At 62.1% G+C, this 23,189-nt stretch carries 26 protein-coding genes; 11 read left to right on the top strand and 15 right to left on the bottom strand.

Going from position 1 to position 23,189, the window contains the following annotated elements:
* Positions 1-8: 8 nt before the first annotated feature.
* The 8 genes from Q1W40_RS14175 to Q1W40_RS14140 form a co-directional block, all read right to left on the bottom strand.
* Entirely contained in the window at positions 9-581 is a 573-nt protein-coding gene (locus Q1W40_RS14175) for a histidine phosphatase family protein (protein WP_300713172.1), read from the bottom strand.
* Positions 574-1,383 (bottom strand): class III extradiol ring-cleavage dioxygenase, encoded by an 810-nt coding sequence (locus Q1W40_RS14170; RefSeq protein WP_300713170.1) that lies wholly within the window; start codon positions 1,381-1,383, stop codon positions 574-576. Before Q1W40_RS14170 ends, Q1W40_RS14175 begins: the two co-directional genes overlap by 8 nt.
* A 17-nt stretch (positions 1,384-1,400) precedes the next feature.
* A complete protein-coding gene (locus tag Q1W40_RS14165; RefSeq protein ID WP_300713168.1) occupies positions 1,401-2,060 on the bottom strand; it encodes a DsbA family oxidoreductase in 660 nt (219 codons plus the stop codon).
* Positions 2,061-2,256: 196 nt separating this feature from the next.
* Entirely contained in the window at positions 2,257-2,556 is a 300-nt protein-coding gene (locus tag Q1W40_RS14160; protein WP_300713166.1) for a hypothetical protein, read from the bottom strand.
* Positions 2,557-2,708: 152 nt separating this feature from the next.
* Positions 2,709-3,569 (bottom strand): alpha/beta fold hydrolase, encoded by an 861-nt coding sequence (locus tag Q1W40_RS14155; RefSeq protein ID WP_300713301.1) that lies wholly within the window; start codon positions 3,567-3,569, stop codon positions 2,709-2,711.
* Between the two features lie 2 nt (positions 3,570-3,571).
* Positions 3,572-4,759, bottom strand: coding sequence for an MFS transporter (locus tag Q1W40_RS14150; protein ID WP_300713164.1), 1,188 nt, complete (start codon positions 4,757-4,759; stop codon positions 3,572-3,574).
* Positions 4,759-5,856 carry a chorismate synthase gene (aroC, locus tag Q1W40_RS14145; RefSeq protein ID WP_300713162.1) on the bottom strand — a complete coding sequence of 366 codons (1,098 nt, stop codon included), beginning with the start codon at positions 5,854-5,856 and terminating at the stop codon, positions 4,759-4,761. Before aroC ends, Q1W40_RS14150 begins: the two co-directional genes overlap by 1 nt.
* Before the next feature lie 86 nt (positions 5,857-5,942).
* Positions 5,943-6,407 (bottom strand): CBS domain-containing protein, encoded by a 465-nt coding sequence (locus tag Q1W40_RS14140; protein WP_108322488.1) that lies wholly within the window; start codon positions 6,405-6,407, stop codon positions 5,943-5,945.
* 114 nt (positions 6,408-6,521) lie between these two features.
* On the opposite strand from Q1W40_RS14140, the gene Q1W40_RS14135 reads away from it, so the two are divergent.
* From Q1W40_RS14135 to Q1W40_RS14120, 4 genes are all read left to right on the top strand, one after another.
* A complete protein-coding gene (locus Q1W40_RS14135) occupies positions 6,522-7,820 on the top strand; it encodes an O-acetylhomoserine aminocarboxypropyltransferase (RefSeq protein ID WP_300713159.1) in 1,299 nt (432 codons plus the stop codon).
* A 172-nt stretch (positions 7,821-7,992) separates the two neighbouring features.
* Positions 7,993-8,811: an alpha/beta hydrolase gene (locus Q1W40_RS14130; RefSeq protein ID WP_300713157.1), complete on the top strand. Its 819-nt coding sequence runs from the start codon at positions 7,993-7,995 to the stop codon at positions 8,809-8,811.
* On the top strand, positions 8,808-10,121 hold the full coding sequence (locus tag Q1W40_RS14125; RefSeq protein WP_300713155.1) for a cytochrome P450: 1,314 nt from the start codon (positions 8,808-8,810) through the stop codon (positions 10,119-10,121). Before Q1W40_RS14130 ends, Q1W40_RS14125 begins: the two co-directional genes overlap by 4 nt.
* Before the next feature lie 21 nt (positions 10,122-10,142).
* On the top strand, positions 10,143-10,442 hold the full coding sequence (locus Q1W40_RS14120) for a DUF962 domain-containing protein (protein WP_300713153.1): 300 nt from the start codon (positions 10,143-10,145) through the stop codon (positions 10,440-10,442).
* Positions 10,443-10,485: 43 nt separating this feature from the next.
* Here Q1W40_RS14120 and Q1W40_RS14115 read toward each other — a convergent pair whose 3' ends face one another.
* Positions 10,486-11,745: a YihY family inner membrane protein gene (locus Q1W40_RS14115; RefSeq protein ID WP_300713151.1), complete on the bottom strand. Its 1,260-nt coding sequence runs from the start codon at positions 11,743-11,745 to the stop codon at positions 10,486-10,488.
* A gap of 21 nt (positions 11,746-11,766) precedes the next feature.
* Between Q1W40_RS14115 and Q1W40_RS14110 the strand changes: the two genes are divergently transcribed.
* The gene (locus Q1W40_RS14110; protein WP_300713148.1) at positions 11,767-12,174 is read left to right on the top strand and encodes a DUF2069 domain-containing protein; all 408 of its coding nucleotides are present in this window, start codon (positions 11,767-11,769) and stop codon (positions 12,172-12,174) included.
* Positions 12,175-12,208: 34 nt separating this feature from the next.
* Positions 12,209-13,651 carry an FAD-binding oxidoreductase gene (locus Q1W40_RS14105; protein WP_300713147.1) on the top strand — a complete coding sequence of 481 codons (1,443 nt, stop codon included), beginning with the start codon at positions 12,209-12,211 and terminating at the stop codon, positions 13,649-13,651.
* Between the two features lie 55 nt (positions 13,652-13,706).
* On the opposite strand, the gene Q1W40_RS14100 is transcribed toward Q1W40_RS14105, so the two are convergent.
* The 5 genes from Q1W40_RS14100 to Q1W40_RS14080 are packed head-to-tail and all read right to left on the bottom strand — an operon-like array spanning position 13,707 to position 18,173.
* On the bottom strand, positions 13,707-14,798 hold the full coding sequence (locus Q1W40_RS14100) for a sulfate ABC transporter ATP-binding protein (protein WP_300713145.1): 1,092 nt from the start codon (positions 14,796-14,798) through the stop codon (positions 13,707-13,709).
* Positions 14,799-14,821: 23 nt separating this feature from the next.
* Positions 14,822-15,739: a sulfate ABC transporter permease subunit CysW gene (cysW, locus tag Q1W40_RS14095; RefSeq protein ID WP_300713143.1), complete on the bottom strand. Its 918-nt coding sequence runs from the start codon at positions 15,737-15,739 to the stop codon at positions 14,822-14,824.
* Positions 15,736-16,599, bottom strand: a complete 864-nt coding sequence (gene cysT, locus Q1W40_RS14090; protein WP_300713141.1) for a sulfate ABC transporter permease subunit CysT — start codon at positions 16,597-16,599, stop codon at positions 15,736-15,738. Before cysT ends, cysW begins: the two co-directional genes overlap by 4 nt.
* Before the next feature lie 12 nt (positions 16,600-16,611).
* The gene (locus Q1W40_RS14085; RefSeq protein WP_300713139.1) at positions 16,612-17,604 is read right to left on the bottom strand and encodes a sulfate ABC transporter substrate-binding protein; all 993 of its coding nucleotides are present in this window, start codon (positions 17,602-17,604) and stop codon (positions 16,612-16,614) included.
* Complete coding sequence (locus tag Q1W40_RS14080; RefSeq protein WP_300713137.1) at positions 17,601-18,173, bottom strand: alpha/beta hydrolase; 573 nt, start codon at positions 18,171-18,173, stop codon at positions 17,601-17,603. The genes Q1W40_RS14085 and Q1W40_RS14080 overlap by 4 nt, the downstream gene beginning before the upstream one ends.
* 253 nt (positions 18,174-18,426) lie before the next feature.
* Between Q1W40_RS14080 and Q1W40_RS14075 the strand changes: the two genes are divergently transcribed.
* Entirely contained in the window at positions 18,427-19,941 is a 1,515-nt protein-coding gene (locus Q1W40_RS14075; protein WP_300713135.1) for an acetyl-CoA hydrolase/transferase family protein, read from the top strand.
* 1 nt (position 19,942) lies between these two features.
* Here the strand turns inward: Q1W40_RS14075 and Q1W40_RS14070 are convergent, their stop codons facing one another.
* Complete coding sequence (locus Q1W40_RS14070) at positions 19,943-20,950, bottom strand: sulfate ABC transporter substrate-binding protein (RefSeq protein ID WP_300713133.1); 1,008 nt, start codon at positions 20,948-20,950, stop codon at positions 19,943-19,945.
* Between the two features lie 176 nt (positions 20,951-21,126).
* Between Q1W40_RS14070 and Q1W40_RS14065 the strand changes: the two genes are divergently transcribed.
* The 4 genes from Q1W40_RS14065 to Q1W40_RS14050 all read left to right on the top strand — a co-directional run.
* Complete coding sequence (locus tag Q1W40_RS14065) at positions 21,127-21,969, top strand: thymidylate synthase (protein WP_300713131.1); 843 nt, start codon at positions 21,127-21,129, stop codon at positions 21,967-21,969.
* Complete coding sequence (locus tag Q1W40_RS14060; RefSeq protein WP_300713129.1) at positions 21,969-22,457, top strand: dihydrofolate reductase; 489 nt, start codon at positions 21,969-21,971, stop codon at positions 22,455-22,457. Before Q1W40_RS14065 ends, Q1W40_RS14060 begins: the two co-directional genes overlap by 1 nt.
* Positions 22,458-22,467: 10 nt before the next feature.
* Positions 22,468-23,040: a DUF4337 domain-containing protein gene (locus tag Q1W40_RS14055; protein ID WP_300713127.1), complete on the top strand. Its 573-nt coding sequence runs from the start codon at positions 22,468-22,470 to the stop codon at positions 23,038-23,040.
* Between the two features lie 15 nt (positions 23,041-23,055).
* A partial coding sequence (locus Q1W40_RS14050; RefSeq protein WP_300713299.1) for an endonuclease/exonuclease/phosphatase family protein occupies positions 23,056-23,189 on the top strand: 134 nt, incomplete at its 3' end.

The raw sequence follows: 23,189 nt of genomic DNA, 5'->3' as shown, positions 1-23,189 counted from the left end.
CTGATCGTTCATGCCGCCATCCGCCCACGGGCCAGCAAACGGCCTTGCCGGTCCAGCAAAAAGGCTTCACCCAAGTCGGGATAGGCCCCGGTCAAGGCGGTCATGTTGACTTGGTGGGTCACCCAGACCTCCATGCGGGAATCGGGCATCTGGCGCAGCCGCGTCCGCATGGCCTCTTCCTGAGCGGCCGCTTCACCCTGCCCAGCAAAAGTGGAATTCAACGCAGGCCAATCTTCGGCCCGCCCGAACGCCAGCTGTGCCGTGTCCCGGCAGCGGCACCACTGGCTGCTGAGCACAGCATCCGGGCGCAGTTGCTGCTGCACCATCCAGCGGCCCATGGCCTGCGACTGCGCACGCCCCTGCGCGCTCAAGTTGCGCTGGGTGCTGCACTGCCCCAAAGTGAAACCCGGCGGATCGCCCACGCCGGGCTCGGTGCTGGCGTGGCGGAGCATCACCACCCCGCGCGACCGGCGCCAAAGCTCGGCAAGCTCAGAAGGTGGCGTCTGGGCAGCTGCCCAGCGGGCAGACACCGTGGCAGCGCCACCTGCGGCCCACTGCAGCCATTGACGACGGTCAAGCATGCGATCCCTCCAGACTGAAAGCATCCATCGACAGCGATCCGTAAATCACCTCGTGGCTGATGTACTGCGGCAAAACCTCGGGGCTTTGCCCCCAGCCCGCAGCCCCCAAAGCAAAGTAGATCGGCAGGAAGTGCTCGTCCGTGGGGTGCGCACGCGCAGCACCCGGCGCTCGGGCGCGGTAGTCCAGCATGGCGCTCAGATCGCAGCTGTGCAAGGTGTGCTCCACCCAAGCGCAAAAGTCGGTCACATAAGGCTCGGTCGGGCCGTCTTCGCGCCGCAGCTCGCGCAGGTTGTGCGTCATGCTGCCCGAGCCGATCAGCAAGATGCCTTGCTCACGCAGTGGCGCCAGGGCCTGACCGATGGCGTAAATTTCCGAGGTGGGCACATAGGCGGGCAAAGACACCTGCACCACAGGCACCATGGCATCGGGGTACATCTGGCGCAAGGGAATCCAGGCGCCGTGGTCATAAGGGCGCTCGGGGTCTTCGCCGCAGGGCAAGTCGGCGGCCTGCAGCAAATCCAGCACCTGGCGTGCCAAGGCGGGATCGCCCTTGGCCGGGTATTGCAGCTGGTACAGCGCATCCGGGAAACCGCCAAAGTCGTGCCAAGTCTCGGGCTCAGGCGTCGTCATGACGCCAATGCCCCGCGTCATCCAGTGCGGCGACATGATCACGATGCCCTTCAAGGCTTGCGTTGGCGCATGGGCCTGCACCCAAGCGGTCAAAGCAGGCCCTGTGGTGCCGGGGTTGAGCGCAAACATGGGTGAGCCATGCGAAACAAACAAAACCGGTGTGCGAGGCATGGCGGTCTGACCTGCGCTCAAGACACCTGGCCTGCAGCGATCTGGCGCAAGGCTTGTTCAAACACCTCGACGGGTTGACCACCGGAAATCAAATGGCGGTCGTTGATGATCACCGCTGGCACTGAACGGATGCCGGCCTGGGTATAAAACTGCTCACGCTCGCGCACGGCCAAGGCGTTGTCCTGGCTGGCCAGAACGGCCCGCGCAGCCTCGACATCCAGACCCGCCTCGGCCACGGCGGCCAACAAAACTTCCGGGTCTTCGACACATTCAGCGCGACCTTGGTAGGCACGCAACAAGGCTTTCTTCAGGGCGTGCTGACGGCCATCTCCTTGGCCCTCAGCCCAGTGCAGCAAGCGGTGCGCCTCGAAGGTGTTGTACACGCGGCCACGGCCACCGGGATGGAATTCAAAGCCCACCTCGGCACCACGCGCGGCGATGGCCTGACGGATCTGCGCCTGCTGCTCGGGCGTGGAGCCGTATTTCTCGGTCAAGTGCTCGCCCAGGTCCTGGCCGCCGGGGCCCATCTGGGGGTTCAATTCAAACGGCTGAAAATGCAGCTCGGCCTTGACTTCGCCTTGCAAGCGCTCCAGCGCTTTTTCGAGCGAGCCCAAACCCACAGCGCACCAGGGGCAGGCGATGTCAGAGACGAAATCAATTTTCAAAGTGGTGGTCATGGTGGCTTTTGCAACAGATTAAATGTCAGCATCTTGCCGCAAATGATCCACGATGGCGTCATTGGCCCACAAGTCCTTGTTCGTCACCATGAAAATGGTGCAGAGAAAGGCATCAACCTCGCTTTGAACACGGCTCAAATAAAGCAAAACCGCCATGCAACTCACGCAGCATGGCGGTCCTTAAAGGTGATTTGAATCAGTTTTTGATTTCTGACGAAATTGCAGGCTTTACCGGCACTATTCCTTCGCACTTTTTCTGTACGGCAGCTTGTTGTACCGCATCGTATTCGCCCTTGAGTCGGCCGTATTCTGCTTCCTGCTGCTTGGTTCCACCCAATGCGAAAAGAGCTGGCCAGAACAACAAGCCGCCCGCAGTGGCAATCGCTTTGTCATTGGCCGCAGCTTCATCCAACCTTCCACCCAGCTGGTTAACACGCTGCAGCAAGCGTGTCGATTCTGCAGACAGTTGGCTGCATTCGTAGGCTTGATACTGCATAGGAGAAATATAGGCAGTGGGAACGTCTTTAGAAGCCGTTGCACAGCCAGCGAGTACAGCGCAGACGGCGCTAAGGGTCAGGAGTTTTTGGTATGTCATTTTTGAATAATAACATACTAGTTTTTTTAAAATAATTAATAAATTATTTTATCTCAAAGAGGCATCAACTGACTGAGCAGCGCCGTATTGAAAGCATCGGCCGCCTCGTACTGCACCCAATGCCCGGCCCCGGGCACGGTGTGCCACTGCCCCCAATGGGTTGACCAGCCCTGCATGGCCGCCTGTAGCTCGGGTAAACGACCGCGGTACAAGGCGTCGTGTTCGCCATAGATGGCGCTCACGCGGGCTTGCAACTTTGGCAAGGTTTGCGCCACGATGTCGGTCGATGACAAACGCCTGCGCGGCATGCGGTCGCGCTGCACATTGGCCGTGTGCAAGCTCAGCGCCAGATCGTCCAGGGCCTCGGGCGTTTGCAGCATGAGTGCCATCAGGTTGTGCCGGTGCACCTGGGCCTGCGCCTCGGGGGTGGGCAAATGCCGCCAGCCCTTGAGCGGGATGCGCTCAGGCACCGCGAAGCCCATGCCGGGCGCTCCCACCAACACCAGCTGCTGCGCATCTTGCGGAAAAGCTGCCAGCCACAAAGCCGCCGTCATGCCCCCAAACGAAAAACCCACCAAGGCCACAGGGCCTGCTGGTTTCAGCTGCTGCAGCCCCGCGTGCAAATGCACGGGCAAACCATCCACATCGCTGCAGCCTGTCGGCAAATCGGAGTCGCCAAAGCCCGGCAAGTCAGGCACCAGCACGCGCCAGCCTGCGCCCTGCAAAGGCGCGATGTTGCGCACCCAATGCGTCCAGCTGCCACTGCCGCCATGCAGCAAGACCACCACCGGCCTGTCGGCATCACCCCAGGCATGCCAGACTGTCTGGGCACCGTCGCAGTGCGTGACATGGCGTTGTACACCCGCCAGTGCGTGCTGCAAATCAGCGGGTAAAAATGCAGGCAAAAGACCCATGCTCAAGTCGGCATCCAAGCCGTTTTTGGATGCTGCAAACGCCACACCTTGTACGCCGCAGCCGTGGCCACCCCGCTGGTCAGCACGCTGGCCAAAAAGACCGACTGCAAGTCCCAGCGCTCACTGAGCACACCGCCCAGCAAGCCCCCCAGAACGCCTGGGAAACCATAAGCGATCACGGTGTACAGCGCCTGACCGCGCCCGCGCAAGCGACCCGGAAAGTGGTGCGACAACAAGGCGATGCAAGCGGTGTGGTGCGCCGCGAAGGTCAGGGCATGGATGGCTTGCGCCAACAACAAGACCCACAGCACATCGGCCCACACCGTGGTGAGCACCATGCGCAGCACCATGGCCGCCGAGCACACCACCAGCCAGCCTGTCAAAGGCAGACGCGGCAGCCAGCGCGATTGGGTGAAAAACCACACGATTTCGACCGCGACCGACACCGCCCAAAGCACGCCGATCATGGTTTTGCTGTAGCCCAACGAATCCAGGTACAGCGAGAAAAACACATAAATGCCGATGTGCGAGAGCACATGGAAAAACGCCGCCGCAAAAAACCAGAGCACCGGTTTTTGCCCCAGCACGGGCCAAACCGGCAGGTGCGCATGCTCGGCATGCGCCGCTTCTTTCAGATCGGGCAACCAAAAAGCACTGAGCAACACAGCGCCCAGGCTGAACACCGTCCAGCCCGGAAAGTGGTGCATGCCAAAGGCCTCGAACCAGGCCCCGGCGACAAACACGGTGACCAGAAAACCGAGCGAGCCCCACAGGCGCACGCGCCCATAGCGCTTGGCGTCAAAGCCCCCACCCTGGCTGACCAGGTGGGCCATGGCCGCTTCGCTCATGGGCATCATGGAACTCGTGTGCGTGAACATGACCAGCAAGACCAAGCCCAAGCCCACCGGCCCCCAGTCCAGCCAGAGCAAACAAGCCGATGCAAACGCGACCGCCGCGCCCAGGCGCAGCAGCTTGACCCGCTCGCCCGTGCGGTCGCTCAAGGCACCCCAGGCATAGGGCGCAAACAAGCGGGTGGCCGCCTGCACCGAGGTGAGCACGCTGATGGCCAGCAGGCCCATGCCCATCTCTTTGAGCCACAGCGGCAGGTAGGGGTTGAAAAACCCGATGTGCGCGAAATACGCGGCCGACATGGCCGCAAAGGGCAGCAGCTGCTTGCGGCTGTCGGGCATCAGGGTTTGACGGCAGCGATCGGGGCCACGGCGTGCACCACATCACCGCACTGGGCGCGGTGCTGCAAGACATGGTCCATGACCACCAGCGCCAGCATGGCCTCGGCAATCGGCGTGGCGCGGATGCCCACGCAAGGGTCGTGGCGGCCCTTGGTGATGACTTCGGTCGGCTGGCCGTTCGAGTCGATCGACTCGCGTGCAATCAAAATCGAGCTGGTCGGCTTGACGGCGATCGACACCTCCATGTCCTGCCCAGTGCTGATACCGCCGAGCACGCCGCCTGCGTTGTTGCCCACAAAGCCCTCAGGCGTGAGCGTGTCACCCGCCGTACTGCCCTTTTGCGTGACGCAGCCAAAGCCAGCGCCAATCTCCACGCCCTTGACCGCGTTGATGCCCATCATGGCGTAAGCGATGTCGGCGTCCATCTTGTCAAACAGCGGCTGGCCCAAGCCCACCGGCACGCCACGCGCCACCACACGCAGGCGAGCACCGCAGGAATCGCCCGACTTGCGCAGCGCGTTCATGTAGTCCTCCAGCGCCGACACATCGGCCACCGGGGCAAAAAACGGGTTGTTGGGCACGTGGTCCCAGCTCTCAAAGCCAATCGGCACATCGCCGATTTGCGTCATGCAGCCGACAAAGGTGGTGCCCAGTTTTTCCTTGAGCCACTTCTTGGCGACAGCACCCGCAGCCACCATGGGGGCGGTCAAACGTGCCGAAGAGCGGCCACCGCCACGCGGGTCGCGCAGGCCGTATTTGCGCCAGTAGGTGTAATCGGCATGACCGGGGCGGAAGGTCTGCAGGATGTCGCCGTAGTCCTTGCTGCGCTGGTCGGTGTTCTGGATCAGCAGGCAAATCGGGGTGCCGGTCGTCAGGCCCTGGTACACGCCCGAGACAATCTGCACCGCATCGGGCTCGTTGCGCTGGGTGACGAATTTGCTGGTGCCGGGGCGGCGGCGGTCCAGGTCGGGCTGGATATCGGCCTCGCTCAGCGGCAAGCCCGGAGGGCAGCCGTCGATCACGCAGCCAATGGCCGGGCCGTGGGATTCACCAAAGTTGGTGACGTTGAATAGGGTTCCGAAGGTATTGCCGCTCATGCAGGGATTATCCCCGAATGGCAGCGCCGCCATGAAAAAGGGCCTGACACCACGACGGTGTCAGGCCCTTGGGATCATCAGGCAGCTCAGATCTTGACGCCTGGCTCTGCGTTGGCTTCGTCTGGCCAATCGCGGATGTAGGCCTTGAGCATCTTGTTTTCGAAGTTCTGGCCATCGACCACGGCCTTGGCCACGTCGTAAAAGCTGATCACGCCCATCAGCATGCGCTCGTCCATCACGGGCATGTAGCGGGCGTGGCGGTCCAGCATCATGCGGCGCACATCGTCCAGATCGGTTTCGCTGGTGCAGGTCATGGGCGTGCTGTCCATGGCGTCATTGACGGTGGTGTTGCCCACCTGACCGCCGTTTTTGACGATGCGCTGGATCACCTCACGGAAAGTCAGCATGCCGGCCAGGGCCCCCTTGTCCATCACGACCAAGGAGCCAATGTCCTTTTCGGCCATGAAACTCATGGCGGTGCCCAGAGGTTCATCCGGGTTGACGGTGAACAAGGTGTTGCCTTTGACGCGGAGGATGTCGCTGACTTTCATGGTGTGTCTCCTGAGGGTCGAACCGAGGTGAATTTGAGTATCAATATAGCCCACAATGGATGCAAAGCGTAGCGAAACAAGCTTGCCGCGCACTTTCTTTTTCGGAGACTTTTCATGGCTGGTTACAGCGACCCCGGATTTGACACCCTCGCCCTGCACGCAGGCGCCGCACCCGACCCGGCCACCGGCGCCCGCGCCGTGCCGATCCACCTGACCACCTCCTTCGTGTTCGAGTCGAGCGACCAAGCGGCGGCCCTGTTCAATCTGGAGCGCCCGGGCCATGTCTACAGCCGCATCAGCAACCCCACCAACGCGGTGCTGGAGCAACGCATCTCGGCGCTTGAAGGCGGCATCGGGGCCATCACCACCGCCAGCGGCCAGGCGGCCTTGCACCTGAGCATCGCCACCCTCATGGGCGCGGGCTCGCACATCGTGGCCTCCACCGCTTTGTATGGGGGCTCACACAACCTGCTGCACTACACCCTGAGCCGATTCGGCATCAGCACCACCTTCGTCAAACCTGGCGATCTGGACGCCTGGAAAACCGCCGTGCAACCCAATACCAAGCTGTTTTTTGGCGAGACCGTGGGCAACCCCGGCCTGGACGTGCTGGACATCCCGGCCATCAGCGCCATCGCCCACGAAGCCGGCGTGCCACTGCTGGTGGACTCCACCCTGACCTCGCCCTGGCTGATCAAGCCCTTCGACCACGGGGCCGATCTGGTTTACCACTCGGCCACCAAGTTTTTGTCGGGCCACGGCACGGTGGTGGGCGGCGTGGTGGTCGATGGCGGCAGCTTTGACTGGGACAAATCGGGCAAGTTCGCCGAGCTGAGCCAAGCCTACGAAGGCTTTCACAACATGGTCTTCAGCGAAGAAAGCACCGTGGGCGCCTTTTTGCTGCGCGCCCGACGCGAAGCCCTGCGCGACTTTGGGGCCTGCATGAGCCCGCACACCGCCTGGCTGATTTTGCAAGGCATCGAAACCCTGCCCTTGCGCATGGCCCGCCACATGGGCAACACCGAAAAGGTGGTCGAGTTCTTGGCCGCACACCCGCTGGTCAGCCGCGTGGGCCACCCCATGCTGGAAAGCCACCCCTCCCACAAGCTGGCCCAGCAACTGCTGCCACGCGGCGCAGGCTCGGTGTTCAGCTTCGACATCAAGGGCAGCCGTACCCAAGGCCAAAAGTTCATCGAGACCCTCAAGGTCTTCAGCCACCTGGCCAATGTGGGCGACTGCCGCAGCCTGGTGATCCACCCGGCCAGCACCACGCACTTCCGCATGAGCGACGAGGCACTGGCGGCCAGCGGCATCGGCCCCGGCACCATCCGCCTGTCCATTGGCCTGGAAGACCCCGACGATTTGATCGACGACCTCAAAAAAGCCCTGAAGGCTGCGGAGAAAGCCGCATGACCATCGCTCCAAGTCATCATGGCGGTTTCACCGCGATTGGTCACACCCACAACACCCCCAAGTGTCATTCTCGCGAACGCGGGAATCCATGGACCCCGGATCAAGTCCGGGGTGACAACCTGCTCGCAGCTCTGCGCCCGAAAGACCGCTTTCATCACTTGGACGGCAAGTCATGATCATCTCTTTACCCACACACACCCTCTACGCCTACACCGGCGGCAAAGACTTCAACCCCGCGCAGCCGACCGCCGTCTTCATCCACGGCGTGCTCAATGACCACAGCGTCTGGATTTTGCAAACACGGTATCTGGCCCACCACGGCTGGAACGTGCTGGCGATTGACCTGCCGGGCCACTGCAAAAGCGCAGGCACACCGCCGCAAAGCGTCGAAGAAGCGGCCGACACCGTCATCGCTTTGCTGGACGCGTTGAAGATTGAAAAAGCCGCGCTGATCGGCCACAGCTTTGGCTCGCTGATTGCGCTCGAGGCCACCGCACGCGATGCACAAAAATCGCCTGGCCGCGTGAGCCACCTGGTGATGGTCGGCACGGCCTACCCGATGCGCGTCTCGCCCGCCCTGCTCGACTTGTCGGTCAGCGCCCCGTTCAAGGCCATCGACATGGTCAATGCGTTTTCGCACTCCACACTGGCCCCACCACCTTCGGCCCTGGGCCCGGGCACTTGGCTGTATGGCGGCAGTAAAGCGCTCATGCGCCGCGTGCTGGCCAGCAACACGCAAATCAACGTGTTCCACACCGGCTTCAAGGCCTGCGACAACTACGTGGGGGCGGAAGCGGCCATGCCCCAAGTGACTTGCCCCACCTTGTTTGTGCTGGGCAGCGCCGACCAAATGACACCCGCCAAAGCCGCGCAAAGCCTGATCCAGCTGTGCGCCCAACCCACCGTGGCGCAACTGCCTGCGGGCCACTCGCTGATGACCGAAGCGCCCGAAGGCGTGCTGCAAGCCCTGAAAGATTTCCTCAAGCCATGAGCATCACCCCACCGCTGTCGCCCGAACGGGCGCAAGAGATCGCCCGCACGCTGGACCTGCGTGCCCTGCCCCGCGATTTCTTGGACAACCCCTACCCGGTGTATGCCGCACTGCGCGAGGCCGAGCCTTTCAAGCGCATGCCCGATGGGTCTTATTTTCTGACGCGCCACGCCGATCTGGTGGCCGTTTACCGCGACGCCAAAGTCTTCAGCTCTGACAAACAAGTCGAGTTCGGCCCCAAATACAACCACGCACCCTACAACGAGCCGCCCTACACGACGGCGGGCGGTGTGGCGCCGCTGTTCGAGCACCACACGAACAGCCTGGTCTTCAACGACCCGCCGCTGCACACGCGGGTGCGCCGCCTGATCATGGGCGCCCTCACCCGCCGCGCCATCGAGGCCATGGAGCCCGGCCTCGTGACCTTGGTGGACAGCCTGCTGGACAAGATCGAGGCCCAAGGTGGTGGCGACCTGATCGAGGACTTTGCCTCCGCCATTCCGGTCGAGATCATCGGCAACCTGCTGGATGTGCCGCATGCCGACCGCGAACCCTTGCGCGGCTGGTCGCTGGCCATTTTGGGTGCGCTGGAGCCGTCTCTGACACCTGAACAAGAAGCGCTGGGCAACCGCAGCGTGAACGAGTTTCTGGCTTATCTGCGCGACTTGGTGGCCCAGCGCCGCCAGCACCCGGGCGACCCCGAGCACGACGTGCTGACGCGCTTGATCCAGGGTGAGGAAAATGGCGACGCCCTGAGCGAAGTGGAACTCTTGCAAAACTGCGTCTTCCTGCTCAACGCCGGGCACGAGACCACCACCAACCTGATCGGCAACGCGCTCATCAGCCTGCAAGAGTGGCCCGATCAACGCATGCGCCTCTTGTCGGACCTGCAGCAAGCGCCCGACGAAGCAGCCGAGGAGCACATTCTGGGTTTGGCGGTGGACGAGTTTTTGCGCTTTGAATCGTCCAACCAACTGGGCAACCGCCGCGCCTTGCAGGCCACACAGGTCAACGGCGTGGACCTGCCCGAAGGCGCGCTGGTCACGCTGTGCATCGGCGCGGCCAACCGCGACCCCGCCGTGTACGAGAACCCCGAGCAACTGGACCTGCGCCGCACCGGCAACAAACACCTGGCCTTTGGCTTTGGTGTGCACCAGTGCGCGGGCCTGAGCCTGGCGCGGCTGGAAGGCCGCATTGCGATTGGCCGCTTTTTGCGGCGCTTTCCCGAGTACCGGCTCCAAAGCGATCCCGAACGCGGTGGCCGCGCCCGCTTTCGTGGGTTCTTGAGCGCGCCCTTCAGCACCCGATAAAAAACACCCCGGAGACCCCACATGACCCACAACAGCTTTGCCGAGTTCTACCCGTTCTATTTGAGCGAGCACAACAACCGCACCTGCCGCCGCCTGCACTTTGTGGGCAGCACGCTGTCCTTGTTGTGCCTGGCCATGCTCGCGATCACCGGCAAGCCGCAGTACTTTGTATACGGCTTGCTGTGCGGCTACGGCTGCGCCTGGGTCGGGCACTTTGTGTTCGAGAAGAACAAACCGGCCAGCTTCAAGCGGCCGCTCTACAGCTTCATGGGCGACTGGGTCATGTACAAGGACATCTGGACGGGGCGCATCCCGTTCTGAAGACAGCTCCATGCTGTCGGGGCTGAAGCCGCCGACATGCCCCTCAGTTCTGCGCACTCGACGGCAGCGGCAACAGTGCAGACAAAGCCATCTGGTCCAGCCCTGTCGCCATCCAGAACGGGTAAGACGCCGCTTCGCGCAAGACCAGCAAGCGGTTGGCCAAAGGCCCCGATGGCGTCAGAGCCGGGTTGATGAGCAAGACATAGCGCGATGCTTGCGGGCCGCCATCGTCGCGCAGCAAGCCCAACCAATCCAGACCCCGCAAGACTTCCAGCACCGAAGCCACCTCGCGTGCATCCAAACGCAATTGCACGCTCAAGGCCTCGGCCGTCATGCCATGCGGCGCACTTTGGCGGGTGGCGTTCAACGCCGAAATCACCTCCAGCGCCACGCGGAAGGCCCAGCCCGCCCCATCGGGCTGGCGCAAATGTTGCCTGCGCACCTCGGGCATGCTGGCGGCAATCACGGCCCCCAGCAGCACGATGACCCACATCACATAAATCCAGACCAGCAAAATCGGCACCGCCGCAAACGCGCCATAGATCACCGAATAGGTCGGAAACTGCGTCAGGTAAACCGCCAGCAATTTCTTGGCCACCTCAATCCCGCCGGCCACCAAAAAACCGGCCGTCAGGGCGTGGCGCCACTGCACCCGGGTGTTGGGCACGTAAAAATACAAGCCACTCACGCAAGCGACCAGCAAGAAGAACTCCACACCGTCGAGCAAGCCGCGCACGATGCCGGGCAAGACGTTCACCACGTCCTGCGAAGCCGTGACCACATACGAAGTGATGGCCAGACTGGCGCCCAGAAACAAGGGGCCCAAGGTGATGGCCGCCCAGTACAGCAAGACCCGCTGCGCCAAGGGGCGCTGGCGGTCGATGCGCCAGATCTGCCCCAGCGTGCGCTCGATCGTGACCATCAAAGCGACCGCAGACATGAGTACCGCCACCAAGCCCACGGCACCCAGCCGACTGGCCTTGCGCGAGAACTGCGTGAGGTAACTGAGCACCTGCCGAGAAATGCTCTCGGGCATCAGGCTGTCGATCAGCCAACGCTGGATCGTGTCCTGGAACTTGCCAAACATCGGGAAGGCGGCAAACACCGACAGGCCCACCACAAACAAAGGCACCAAGGCCAGCACGGTCGTGAAGGTCAGCGAACTGGCGCTCACGCCCAGGCGCGCATCGCGAAAACGCTGGGCCAAAACGCTCAACATCTGGCGCCAGGGCAGCTCGGTCAGCTCTTGCCACCAAGCGCGGAAATGTTCGCGCCATGTCTGCACGGGAGGAAGGGATTTCATGACCGGTATGATGCCACCGCCATGAACACAAATACTGACAATATCCCCTCTGGCGTGAATTTCACGCGCTGGCTTGCCGTGGGCAGTTTGCTCGGCCTGATTTTGGTGGGCTTGGCCTGGGAGTTGTGGCTCGCGCCGCTGCGCCCGGGCGGCTCTTGGTGGGCCATCAAGGTGCTGCCTTTGTGCCTGCCGCTGGCGGGTTTGCTCAAGCACCGCATGTACACCTACCGCTGGGTGAGCCTGCTGGTTTGGCTGTATTTCACCGAAGGCGCTGTGCGTGCCTGGGGCGACAAATGGCCGTCCAACGGCCTGGCCCTGCTGCAAGTGCTGCTGTGTTCCAGCCTGTTTGTGGCCTGCGCCCTGCATGTGCGCATCCGGATCAAAGCCGCCAAGGCGACGGGCAACTTTGTGCCCGTGCCCAAAGATTGAGTTTTCTCTGCTGCAGCCACGGGCTGACCTGAACATGAACGACCTGCCCCGCCAAGCCCTCATCGCCCAACTGCGCCAGATCTGCGGCACAGCCAACGTCATCACACATGACGATCCCGGTGCCGACCTGAGCCCTTGGGAGCAAGACTGGCGCAAACGCGTCAAAGGCCGTGCGCTTGCCGTGGTGCGCCCCGGCAGCACGCCGGAAGTGGCCGCTGTGGTCAAGGCCTGCGCGGCAGCGGGCACGCCCATCGTGCCGCAAGGCGGCAACACCGGCCTGGTGGTGGGCGGCGTGCCGGACGATTCGGGCACGCAGATCGTGCTGAGCATGACCCGCATGAACGCGGTGCGCGCCATCGACCCGGCCAACCTGACCATCACGGTAGAAGCCGGTTGCGTGCTGCAAAACCTGCAAGCCGCAGCCGAAGGTGCTGGCTTTCTGTTCCCTTTGAGCCTGGGCGCCGAGGGCAGCTGCACGATTGGCGGCAACCTGGGCACCAACGCAGGCGGCACACAAGTCGTGCGCTACGGCAACACCCGCGAGCTGTGCCTGGGCCTGGAAGTGGTGACCGCCCAAGGCGAGATTTGGAACGGCCTGACCGGGCTGCGCAAAGACAACACCGGTTATGACCTGCGCAATCTGATGATCGGCAGCGAAGGCACGCTGGGCATCATCTGCGCCGCCACCATGAAGCTCTACCCCCTGCCCGCTGCGCAGCTGACCGCTTGGGCCGCCGTGCCGAGCATGGAAGCGGCCGTGCAGCTGCTGGGCCTGGCCCACCAGCGCCTGGGCCCGGGCCTGACAGGCTTTGAGGTCATGGGCCAGTTTGCGCTGGGCTTGGTGGACAAGCATTACCCGCAACTGCGCGTGCCGCTGTGGAAAGACACGCCCTGGTGCGTGCTGCTGGAAAACTCCGACAGCGAAAACGAAGCCCATGCGCGTGCTCAGTTCGAAGCCTTGCTCGAAGCCGCTCTGGAGGCAGGTTGCGTGAGCGATGCCGTGGTGGCCGAGAACCTGACCCAAGCGCGTGGCCTGTGGCACATCCGCGAAAGCATCACCTTGGCGCAGGCTACCGAGGGCCTGAACATCAAGCACGACATCAGCATCCCGGTCTCGCGCATCCCGGCCTTTGTGGCGGAGACCGACGCCCTGCTGGCGCGTGAAGTGCCCGGCGTGCGCATGGTGGACTTTGGCCACCTGGGCGACGGCAACCTGCACTACAACGTGCAAGCCCCCGAAGGCGTGGATGGCAAGGCCTTTTTGCGTGACAACGAAGAGCGCGTGAACACCCTGGTGTTTGACCAGGTGCTCAAATTCGACGGATCCATCAGCGCCGAACATGGCGTGGGCGAGCTCAAAGTGGGCAAACTGCCCGACTACAAAGACCCCACGGCCCTGGCCATGATGCGCGCCGTCAAGCAAGCGCTGGACCCACAGAACCTGCTGAACCCGGGTCGCGTGCTGGCCCGGCCTTGAGGGTCTGCCGTCTGCGGCGCTTCATGCGCTGCAGAGGCACGGCGCTTGGGCTCAGTCAGACCTCCACGAACACCCTCGCCTTGCGGGGCGTCAGCACCAGGGTCTCGCCTTCCTTGAAGTCTTGCTGGCGGTATTGCGAGGCCGACAACTGCGCTTCGATGATCGCGTCCTTGCCGAAGTGGCTCTCCACCGGTTCCAGCTCCAGCCGTGCCACCGGCCCCACCACAATGGCGCGGGTCAGCTTGGCCACGATGCCGGCATTCACGCCACCAGGCGTGTAGCGGGCCACATCCAGGTCGTGCGGGCGCACATAGGCAAAAGCCTTGGCATCCTGCACCAAGCCATGCTCGGGGCTGTCCAGGCGCACGGCGTGCTGGTCGGCACCGATCAGCATCTCGCCTTCGTGGGCGCGGCCATGGAACAGGTTCACATCGCCCAAAAAGCCATACACAAAGGGGCTGGCGGGGTGGTCCCACACGTCTTGCGGCGAGCCGATCTGCTCGATGTTGCCCTTGTTCATCAGCACCACGCGGTCGGCCACTTCCAAGGCTTCTTCCTGGTCGTGCGTCACAAAAATGCTGGTTACGTGCAGCTCATCGTGCAGGCGACGCAGCCAGCGGCGCAGTTCCTTGCGCACCTTGGCGTCCAGCGCACCAAAGGGCTCGTCGAGCAACAGCACTTTGGGCTCCACGGCCAAGGCTCGGGCCAGCGCAATGCGTTGGCGCTGTCCGCCCGACAACTGCGAGGGGTAACGGTCGGCCAGCCAATCGAGCTGCACCAAGCCCAGCAACTCGTGCACCTTGCGTTTGATTTCGGATTCGCTGGGGCGCTCTTTGCGCGGTTTGACGCGCAGGCCAAAGGCCACATTCTCGAACACCGTCATGTGGCGGAACAAGGCGTAGTGCTGGAACACAAAGCCCACCTGGCGCTCGCGCACATGCACATGCGTGGTGTCTTCGCCGCTGAAGGCGATGGTGCCCTGGTCGGCCGTCTCCAGGCCCGCGATGATGCGCAGCAAGGTGGTCTTGCCGCAGCCGGATGGCCCCAGCAAGGCGACGAGTTCGCCCGATTCGATGTCGAGGCTGACGTTGTTCAGCGCAGTGAAGTCGCCAAACTGTTTATGGACGTTGCGGATTTCGATGCTCATGATTCAAATGCTTTCCGTCAGTTTCAGACGAGGGCGTCAGGGGTCGGCGTGACAGGACGCTCAGGCGGGATGTCGGCAGCGGCTTTCAGCTCTTGCTCATGACGCCACTCGATCACCGACTTGATGACCAAGGTGACCAGCGCCAGCAAGGCCAGCAGCGAAGCCACGGCAAAGGCGGCCACAGACTGGTACTCGTTGTACAAAATCTCCACATGCAGCGGCATGGTGTTGGTCTGGCCACGGATGTGGCCCGACACCACCGACACCGCGCCAAACTCGCCCATGGCCCGCGCATTGCACAAGATCACGCCGTAAATCAAGCCCCACTTGATGTTGGGCAGCGTGACGTACCAAAAGGTCTGCCAACCGGTGGCGCCCAGCACGATGGCGGCCTGCTCTTCGTCGTTGCCTTGCGCCTGCATGAGCGGAATCAGCTCGCGGGCGATGAACGGGAAGGTCACGAACACCGTGGCCAGCACGATGCCCGGCACGGCGAACACGATCTTGATGTCGTGGGCCTGCAGCCAGGGGCCAATCCAGCCCTGCGCGCCAAACATCAGCACATAGATCAAGCCCGCCACCACAGGCGAGACCGAGAACGGTAAGTCCACCAGCGTGGTCAAAAAGGCTTTGCCCTTGAACTCGTACTTGGCAATCGCCCAAGCGGCGCACACGCCGAACACCAGGTTCAGCGGCACCGCAATCGCAGCCGTGATCAAAGTCAGGCGGATCGCCGACCAGGCATCGGGCTCTTGCAAGGCTTCAAAGTAAGCGCCCAAGCCCTTGCGCAAGGCTTCGGTGAACACCGCCGCCAAGGGCAAGACCAGAAACAGGAACATGAAGGTCAGCGCCACACCAATCAAGGTGTAGCGCACCCATGCGGGCTCGGTGGTGCCGGCCTGGGCACGGCGAGCAGAAGGTTTCAAAGCAGCGGCGCTCATGCGGGGGCTCCTGTGTGGCGGCGTTGCCAAGCCTGCAAGGCATTGATGATGAGCAGCAAGATGAACGAAAACACCAGCATCACCAAGGCCACGGCGGTGGCACCGGCATAGTCGTACTGCTCCAGCTTGCCGATGATGATCAGCGGCGTGATCTCGGAAATCATGGGCATGTTGCCCGCGATGAAAATCACCGAGCCGTATTCACCAATCGCCCGCGCAAAGGCCATGGCAAAGCCGGTGAGCAAGGCAGGCGCAATCGACGGAAAAATCACCTTGGTGAAGGTCTGCCAGCGCGTGGCGCCCAAGCAGGTCGCGGCTTCTTCGAGTTCTTTTTCGGCGTCTTCCAAAATCGGCTGTACCGTGCGCACCACAAAAGGCAGGCCAATGAAGATCAGCGCGATGACCACGCCGTTGGGGTTGAAGGCCAGCTGAATGCCCAAGGGCTCCAGGTACTGCCCCACCCAGCCGTTGCCCGCCAACAGGGCCGTGAGCGAGATGCCCGCCACCGCGGTGGGCAGCGCAAAAGGCAAGTCCACCAGCGCGTCCACAATCTTTTTGCCAAAGAAGTTGTAGCGCACCAGCACCCAAGCCACCAGCAAGCCAAACACCACATTGACCAGCGCCGCGATCAGGGACGCGCCAAAGGTCAGGCGGTAAGACGCCATCACACGCGGGCCGGTCACAGCGGCCCAGAACTGGTCCCAGGTCAGGGTGAAGGTTTTGAAAAACAGCGCCGACAAGGGAATCAGCACGATCAAGCTCAGATAAAAGATCGTGAAACCCAGGGTCAGGTTGAACCCGGGCAACACTTTGGCTGGCGCTCGCCGCTTGGCGAGCGCCTTCTCAGGCAATGCGGTCATGGATGGAAAGACTTATTTGACGGTGTACAGCTTGTCGAACTGACCGCCATCGTTGAAGTGGACTTTTTGCGCTTCGCCCAAAGAGCCAAACAACTCTTGCACGGTGAACAGCTGGATCGGCTTGAAGGTGTTGGCGTACTTCTTCAAGATGGCCGGGTTGCGCGGACGCAAGGCGTGCTTGGCGGCGATCTCTTGCGCTTCGTCCGAGTACAGGTAGTTCAAGTAGGCCTTGGCCAGATCGGCCGTGCCCTTCTTGGCCACGGTGCGCTCCACCACCGCCACCGGGTTTTCGGCCACGATGCTGATGGACGGGTGCACCGCATCGACCTTGCCTGCGCCAAATTCGTTGTCCACCGAGACCACTTCGGACTCAAACGTCACCAGCACATCGCCGATGTTGCGCTGCAAGAAGATGGTGGTCGCATCACGACCGCCCTTGGCCAAGACCGGCACGTTCTTGTAGAGCTTGCCCACAAACTCGGCGGCCTGGGCGTCGGTGCCGCCCTTCTTCTTGACATAGCCCCAGGCAGCCAGATAAGCCATGCGGCCATTGCCACCCGTCTTGGGGTTGACCACGATCACCTGAATGCCGGGCTTGGTCAGGTCGTCCCAGTCCTTGATGTTTTTGGGGTTGCCGTTGCGCGTGAGGAACAGCATGGTCGATGTGGTGGGCGAGGCGTTGTTGGGAAAACGCTTTTGCCAATCCTTGGCCACCACACCGGTGCTGGCCAAAAAGTCCACATCGGTGGTGGTGTTCATGGTCACCACATCGGCGTCCAAACCGTCGTTGACCGCACGCGCTTGCGCACTGGAGCCGCCGTGGGCCTGGTCGATCTTGACGTCTTTGCCAGTGGTCTTTTTGTAGTTCGCCACAAAGGCCGCGTTGTAGTCCTTGTAGAACTCACGCGCCACGTCGTACGAGGCATTGAGCAAGGTCTGGGCGCTGGCGCTCAGGCCCGACAGGGCCAAGGTGGCGGCCAATGCGATGTGTGTGAGTTTTTTCATGCTGTTTCCAATTGAGATTCAGAGGTACCGCTCCAAGAGAGCGATGCGGTCAAGGATTGCAAAAGCGCCAGGCCCAAAGGCCATTCGCCAAAGCCGGATTCAATGTTGATGTGCCCTGCGTTTTGCAGTCGCACCACCTCGCTGCCCCAAGACCGGGCATAGGCACCTGCGGTGCGCACGGGGCAAAACGGGTCATTGGTGCTGGCCACCACAATGCTGCGGTAAGGCAAAGGCTGGTAGGGCACAGGGGCAAAGTCCGACAGCACGCCCCGGCGTTCGGGGTCGGCTGGGGCCACCAGCAAAGCGCCTTGAATGCGTTGGGCCGCCTCGGTCGGCAAATGGGTGGTGGCAATGCAGCCCAGGCTGTGCGCCACGACCACCACCGGCCCCGGCTGGGCCAGGATGGTGCGGGCAATCGACGCCACCCAGGCGGTGCGCACCGGCGTGATCCAGTCGTCCTGGACCACACGCACCGCGCCCGGCAAGGCCTCGGCCCACAGGCTTTGCCAATGGCCGGGGCCCGAATCGCGCCAACCGGGCACGATGACGATGGTGGGTTGTGAAGACATAGGGCGCGATTGTGGGCAGATTGCGTTCAATCACAAACGAATCATTTGTAGTTTGCTTATTCTTTATTCAACATAAAGAAAACATCACCGCACACGCCTTGCGCCGCCCTGTGCAGTGGCACTCACGCCAAACGCCGCAAAACCAAGGGTTAAGCCGTTGATTTGTCAGGCGACTGATAGACTTTGTGGCCTGTTCAAACTGAGCACCAGGGTGCTGGCCAGGCTTGGCCACGCAACCCTCTTCGGAATCCTCATGAGCTTTCTTGACCGCATCCGGCATGCCGCCCTCCACGCCTTGGTCATGTCTGCCGCCCAAGCGGCCGAGCTGATCCCGGTGGGGGCCAATGTGGGCATGAGCGGCTTCACCGGCGCGGGTTACCCCAAAGCCGTGCCGCAAGCCTTGGCCGAGCGCCTGACGGCCCTGCACGCGGCGGGGCAAACCCAGGCCAGCATCAACTTGTGGACCGGCGCCTCGACCGCACCCGAGTTGGACGGCGTTCTGGCCAAGGCGCATGGCATCCAGATGCGGCTGCCCTACCAGTCCGACCCGACGTGCCGTCAGCTGATCAATGCCGGGCAAATGCGCTACACCGACATGCACCTGTCGCATGTGGCCCCCATGGCCCGAGCGGGCTTTCTGGGCCCACTGGATGTGGCCGTGGTCGAAGTGGTCGGCATCCTGCCCGATGGGCGTTTGATCCCGTCCACCTCGGTGGGCAACAACCCAACTTGGCTGGACCAGGCCCAGCGCATCATTTTGGAAGTCAACCTGCACCAGAACCCGGCGCTCGAAGGCATGCACGACATTCAGCGCGACACGGCCATGCCGCCGCACCGTCAGCCGATTGCCCTGACCCACCCCAGTGACCGCATCGGCACGCCCTACCTGCACTGCGATGTGTCCAAGGTGGTCGCTGTGGTCATCACCGATCACGCGGACCGCAACTCGGTCTTTGATGCGCCCAATGAGGTGTCGGCCCAAATCGCCGGGCACCTGATTCATTTTTTGCAACACGAAGTCAAAGCCGGTCGCCTGCCGCCAGACTTGCTGCCGCTGCAATCGGGGGTGGGCAACACGGCCAACGCGGTGCTGGCCGGGCTCAATCAAGGCCCATTCAAAAACCTCACGGCTTACACCGAAGTGCTGCAAGACGGCATGCTGGACATGCTGCGCTCGGGCAAGCTGGTCTTTGCATCGGCCACGGCCTTGTCGCTCAGCCCGGCAGCCTTGGCCGAGTTCAACGCGAACATCGACTTTTACCGCCAGCGCATCGTGCTGCGCCCGGAAGAAATCAGCAACCACCCCGAGCTGATTCGCCGCCTGGGCGTGATCGCCATGAACGCCATGATCGAGGCCGACATTTACGGCAACGTCAACTCCACCCACATCATGGGCTCGGGCATCATGAACGGCATTGGCGGTTCGGGCGACTTTGCGCGCAATGCCTACTTGTCAATTTTCATGAGCCCTTCCGTGGCCAAGGGCGGCCAAATCTCCAGCATCGTGCCCATGGTTTCGCACCATGACCACACCGAACACGATGTGCAAATCATCGTGACCGAACAAGGCTTGGCCGACCTGCGCGGTCTGGCCCCCACACAACGGGCAGCGCTGATCGTGGAACGCTGCGCCCACCCCAGCTTCAGGCCACAACTGCGGGACTACATGGACCGGGCCAAGCACAGCGGCGCGGGCCTGCACACACCGCACCTGCTGGATGAAGCACTGAGCTGGCACAGTCGGTATTTGAAGACTGGGCAGATGTGAATCAGTTCTTGGTGTAAATCTGGTCGAAGCTCGCGCCATCGGCAAAGTGGTCTTTGGCCGCTTTGGTCCAGCCCCCAAAGGCCTGGTCAATCGTCACCAGATTCAGCTTGGGGAACTGTTTGGCGTATTTGGCCTGCGCCTTGGGCGAGATGGGGCGGTAGAAGTTCTTGCCCGCGATGTCCTGGCCTTCGTCGCTGTACAGGTACTCCAGATAAGCCTGGGCCACGGCGCGGGTGCCTTTCTTGTCCACGTTCTTGTCGACCACGGTCACGGCAGGCTCTGCCAGGATGGACAGCGAGGGGTAGACCACGTCGAACTTGGCCGAGAACTCTTTTTCGAGCAGGTAGGCTTCGTTTTCCCAGGCGATCAGCACATCGCCCTGGTTGCGCTGAGCAAAGGTGATGGTGGAACCTCGTGCGCCGGTGTCGAGCACGGGCACGTTTTTGTAGAGCGCGACCACGAAGTCTTTGGCTTTGGCGTCACCGCCCAATTTGCGCTTGGCAAATTCCCAAGCGGCCAGGTAGTTCCAGCGCGCACCGCCCGAGGTTTTGGGGTTGGGCGTGATCACCTTGATGCCGGGCTTGACGAGGTCATCCCAGTCCTTGATGCCTTTGGGGTTGCCCTCGCGCACCACCAGCACGATGGTCGAGGTGTAGGGCGAGCTGTTGTGCGGCAAGCGCTTTTGCCAGTCTTTGGGGATCAGCTTGCCGTTGTCGTGCAGGGCGTCGGTGTCACCCGCCAGGGCCAAGGTGGCCACATCGGCGTCCAGGCCATCGATGATGGAGCGGGCCTGCTTGCCCGAGCCGCCGTGCGACTGCTTGAAGTTCACGTCCTGACCGGTCTTGGCCTTCCAGTGTTTGGCAAAGGCTTGGTTGAACTCGACGTACAGCTCTCGGGTGGGGTCGTAAGACACGTTGAGCAAGGACACCGCCTGGGCCTGGGCAGACGCAGCCGCCAGGGTCAAGGCCGCAGCGGCGATCAATTGAAAAAATGGGCGTTGGGTTTTCATGGGAAGCTTTCAAAATGGCTTCGTCTTTTTGACGATGGATGGATTCTGAAAGCCAGCCTTTAAAACTCAAACGACTGAATAATCATTTCTAAATGAGGCAAACATCTATCAAGACCTCATGCATGCGCCAACCCCGCGCCAAAAGCCCTCAGGGCCAATGCCGTAAACTGACACCCATGAGCACCGCAGCCCCCCGCCCCATCCGCAGCCAATACGAAGACTTCATGCGCCATGTCTACACGACCGGCGTGCAAAAAGGCGACCGCACCGGCACCGGCACGCGCAGCGTGTTTGGCCACCAGATGCGGTTTGACCTGAACGAGGGCTTCCCGCTGGTGACCACCAAAAAGGTGTTTTTGCGGGCCATCATCGTGGAGCTGCTGTGGTTTTTGCGTGGCGACAGCAATGTGAAGTGGCTGCAAGAGCGCGGCTGCACCATCTGGGACGAATGGGCGCGCGAGGACGGCTCGCTGGGCCCCGTGTATGGCGTGCAGTGGCGCAGCTGGCCCACCCCCGGTGGTGGCCACATCGACCAAATGCAGCAGGTCATGGACACGCTGAAAAACAACCCCGACTCACGCCGAATCATCGTGAGCGCTTGGAACGTGGCCGAGCTGGACCAAATGGCGCTGATGCCTTGCCATGCGTTCTTCCAGTTCTATGTGGCCCCGCCGCAAAAAGCGGGCGACAAACCCAAGCTCAGCTGCCAGCTGTACCAACGCAGTGCCGACATCTTTCTGGGCGTACCCTTCAACATCGCCAGCTATGCGCTGCTCACCCACATGGTGGCCCAGCAGTGCGACATGGATGTGGGCGACTTCATCTGGACCGGCGGCGATTGCCACATCTACAGCAACCACCACGAGCAGGTCGAGTTGCAGCTGAGCCGCACACCCATGGCCTACCCCACACTCAACATCAAGCGCAAACCCGCTTCGATCTTCGACTACGCATACGAAGACTTTGAGGTGCTGGGCTACGAATGCCACCCGGCCATCAAGGCGCCCGTGGCGGTTTGATGAAACTGCACCTGATTTATGCCCGCGCCCGCAATGGCGTGATTGGCGCCAACAACACCCTGCCCTGGCACCTGCCCGAAGACCTGGCGCATTTCAAGCGCACCACGCTCGGCCAGCCGGTGATCATGGGCCGCAAGACCTGGGATTCGCTGCCGCCCAAGTTCCGTCCCCTGCCTGGCCGCGTCAACATCGTGGTCACGCGCCAGGCCGATTGGCAGGCCGAGGGCGCTTTGCGTGCGGGCTCCATTGAACAAGCCAAGCAACTGTGCCCCGAAGCCACCGATGCCTGGGTGATCGGCGGCGCCGAGATTTACGCGCAGGCTGAACCGCACGCCAGCACCGCAGTCATCACCGAAATTGACCAGGATTTCGAGGGGGATGCATTCGCCCCTACACTCGGCCCCGGCTGGCAAGAAGTCCAGCGCGAATCGCATGTGGCGGCCAGTGGCTTGCCCTTCAGTTTCGTCACCTACCAACACCACATCTGAGGAGACTTTCATGTCAGGACACGGTTTTCACGTTCACGGCCCGCACGACCACGAACTCGAGCACGCAGCCCAAGGCCATGGCGACGGCCACACCAGCTCGATCGCCATGTTCACGGCGGTGATCGCCACGGTGGGTGCCTTGTTTGGTTACATGGGCGGTGCCACGCAAGCCAATGCGGGCCTGTACAAAAACAATGCGGCCATCAAAAAGACTGAAGCCTCCAACCAGTGGAACTATTACCAGGCCAAGAGCAGCAAGCAAAACCTGAGCGAGCTGGCCATGGAGCTGGCGCCTGCCAAAAAAGAGTTCTACCAGGAAGAAATCAAGCGCTACAAAGGCGAAAAGGCCGAGATCAAGATCGGTGCCGAAAAGCTGGAAGCCGAAGCCAAAGCCTGGGATGAAAAGTCTGACGAGCAAATGCACCAGCACCACCGCTGGGCGCAAGCCACCACCGTGCTGCAAGTGGCCATTGCCATGGCGGCGATTGCCCTGCTGTCCAAAAAGAAATGGCTGGAATACGTCATGTACGGCGCAGGCACCATGGGTGTGGTGGTTGGCGTTTTGGCTTACCTGCACATTTGAGAGACCCGCTGCTTCATGAAAATCGCGACCTGGAATGTGAACTCGCTGTCGGTGCGCTTGCCTCAAGTGCTGGACTGGCTCGCTGCCAACCCCACCGATGTGCTGGCCCTGCAAGAACTCAAGCTCACCGACGACAAGTTCCCGGTCGC

Origin of the sequence: Limnohabitans sp. (genome assembly GCF_030158565.1) — a bacterium.
Classification (GTDB): domain Bacteria; phylum Pseudomonadota; class Gammaproteobacteria; order Burkholderiales; family Burkholderiaceae_C; genus Limnohabitans_A.
Note: the sequence above shows the minus strand (reverse complement) of the source record. Positions and strands in the feature narration are given on the sequence as shown.

Coding starts and splice junctions, on each gene's coding strand:
- Q1W40_RS14175 (WP_300713172.1), bottom strand. CDS start 581: ATGCTTGACCGTCGTCAATGGCTGCAGTGGGCCGCAGGTGGCGCTGCC.
- Q1W40_RS14170 (WP_300713170.1), bottom strand. CDS start 1,383: ATGCCTCGCACACCGGTTTTGTTTGTTTCGCATGGCTCACCCATGTTT.
- Q1W40_RS14165 (WP_300713168.1), bottom strand. CDS start 2,060: ATGACCACCACTTTGAAAATTGATTTCGTCTCTGACATCGCCTGCCCC.
- Q1W40_RS14160 (WP_300713166.1), bottom strand. CDS start 2,556: ATGCAGTATCAAGCCTACGAATGCAGCCAACTGTCTGCAGAATCGACA.
- Q1W40_RS14155 (WP_300713301.1), bottom strand. CDS start 3,569: ATGGGTCTTTTGCCTGCATTTTTACCCGCTGATTTGCAGCACGCACTG.
- Q1W40_RS14150 (WP_300713164.1), bottom strand. CDS start 4,759: ATGCCCGACAGCCGCAAGCAGCTGCTGCCCTTTGCGGCCATGTCGGCC.
- aroC (WP_300713162.1), bottom strand. CDS start 5,856: ATGAGCGGCAATACCTTCGGAACCCTATTCAACGTCACCAACTTTGGT.
- Q1W40_RS14140 (WP_108322488.1), bottom strand. CDS start 6,407: ATGAAAGTCAGCGACATCCTCCGCGTCAAAGGCAACACCTTGTTCACC.
- Q1W40_RS14135 (WP_300713159.1), top strand. CDS start 6,522: ATGGCTGGTTACAGCGACCCCGGATTTGACACCCTCGCCCTGCACGCA.
- Q1W40_RS14130 (WP_300713157.1), top strand. CDS start 7,993: ATGATCATCTCTTTACCCACACACACCCTCTACGCCTACACCGGCGGC.
- Q1W40_RS14125 (WP_300713155.1), top strand. CDS start 8,808: ATGAGCATCACCCCACCGCTGTCGCCCGAACGGGCGCAAGAGATCGCC.
- Q1W40_RS14120 (WP_300713153.1), top strand. CDS start 10,143: ATGACCCACAACAGCTTTGCCGAGTTCTACCCGTTCTATTTGAGCGAG.
- Q1W40_RS14115 (WP_300713151.1), bottom strand. CDS start 11,745: ATGAAATCCCTTCCTCCCGTGCAGACATGGCGCGAACATTTCCGCGCT.
- Q1W40_RS14110 (WP_300713148.1), top strand. CDS start 11,767: ATGAACACAAATACTGACAATATCCCCTCTGGCGTGAATTTCACGCGC.
- Q1W40_RS14105 (WP_300713147.1), top strand. CDS start 12,209: ATGAACGACCTGCCCCGCCAAGCCCTCATCGCCCAACTGCGCCAGATC.
- Q1W40_RS14100 (WP_300713145.1), bottom strand. CDS start 14,798: ATGAGCATCGAAATCCGCAACGTCCATAAACAGTTTGGCGACTTCACT.
- cysW (WP_300713143.1), bottom strand. CDS start 15,739: ATGAGCGCCGCTGCTTTGAAACCTTCTGCTCGCCGTGCCCAGGCCGGC.
- cysT (WP_300713141.1), bottom strand. CDS start 16,599: ATGACCGCATTGCCTGAGAAGGCGCTCGCCAAGCGGCGAGCGCCAGCC.
- Q1W40_RS14085 (WP_300713139.1), bottom strand. CDS start 17,604: ATGAAAAAACTCACACACATCGCATTGGCCGCCACCTTGGCCCTGTCG.
- Q1W40_RS14080 (WP_300713137.1), bottom strand. CDS start 18,173: ATGTCTTCACAACCCACCATCGTCATCGTGCCCGGTTGGCGCGATTCG.
- Q1W40_RS14075 (WP_300713135.1), top strand. CDS start 18,427: ATGAGCTTTCTTGACCGCATCCGGCATGCCGCCCTCCACGCCTTGGTC.
- Q1W40_RS14070 (WP_300713133.1), bottom strand. CDS start 20,950: ATGAAAACCCAACGCCCATTTTTTCAATTGATCGCCGCTGCGGCCTTG.
- Q1W40_RS14065 (WP_300713131.1), top strand. CDS start 21,127: ATGAGCACCGCAGCCCCCCGCCCCATCCGCAGCCAATACGAAGACTTC.
- Q1W40_RS14060 (WP_300713129.1), top strand. CDS start 21,969: ATGAAACTGCACCTGATTTATGCCCGCGCCCGCAATGGCGTGATTGGC.
- Q1W40_RS14055 (WP_300713127.1), top strand. CDS start 22,468: ATGTCAGGACACGGTTTTCACGTTCACGGCCCGCACGACCACGAACTC.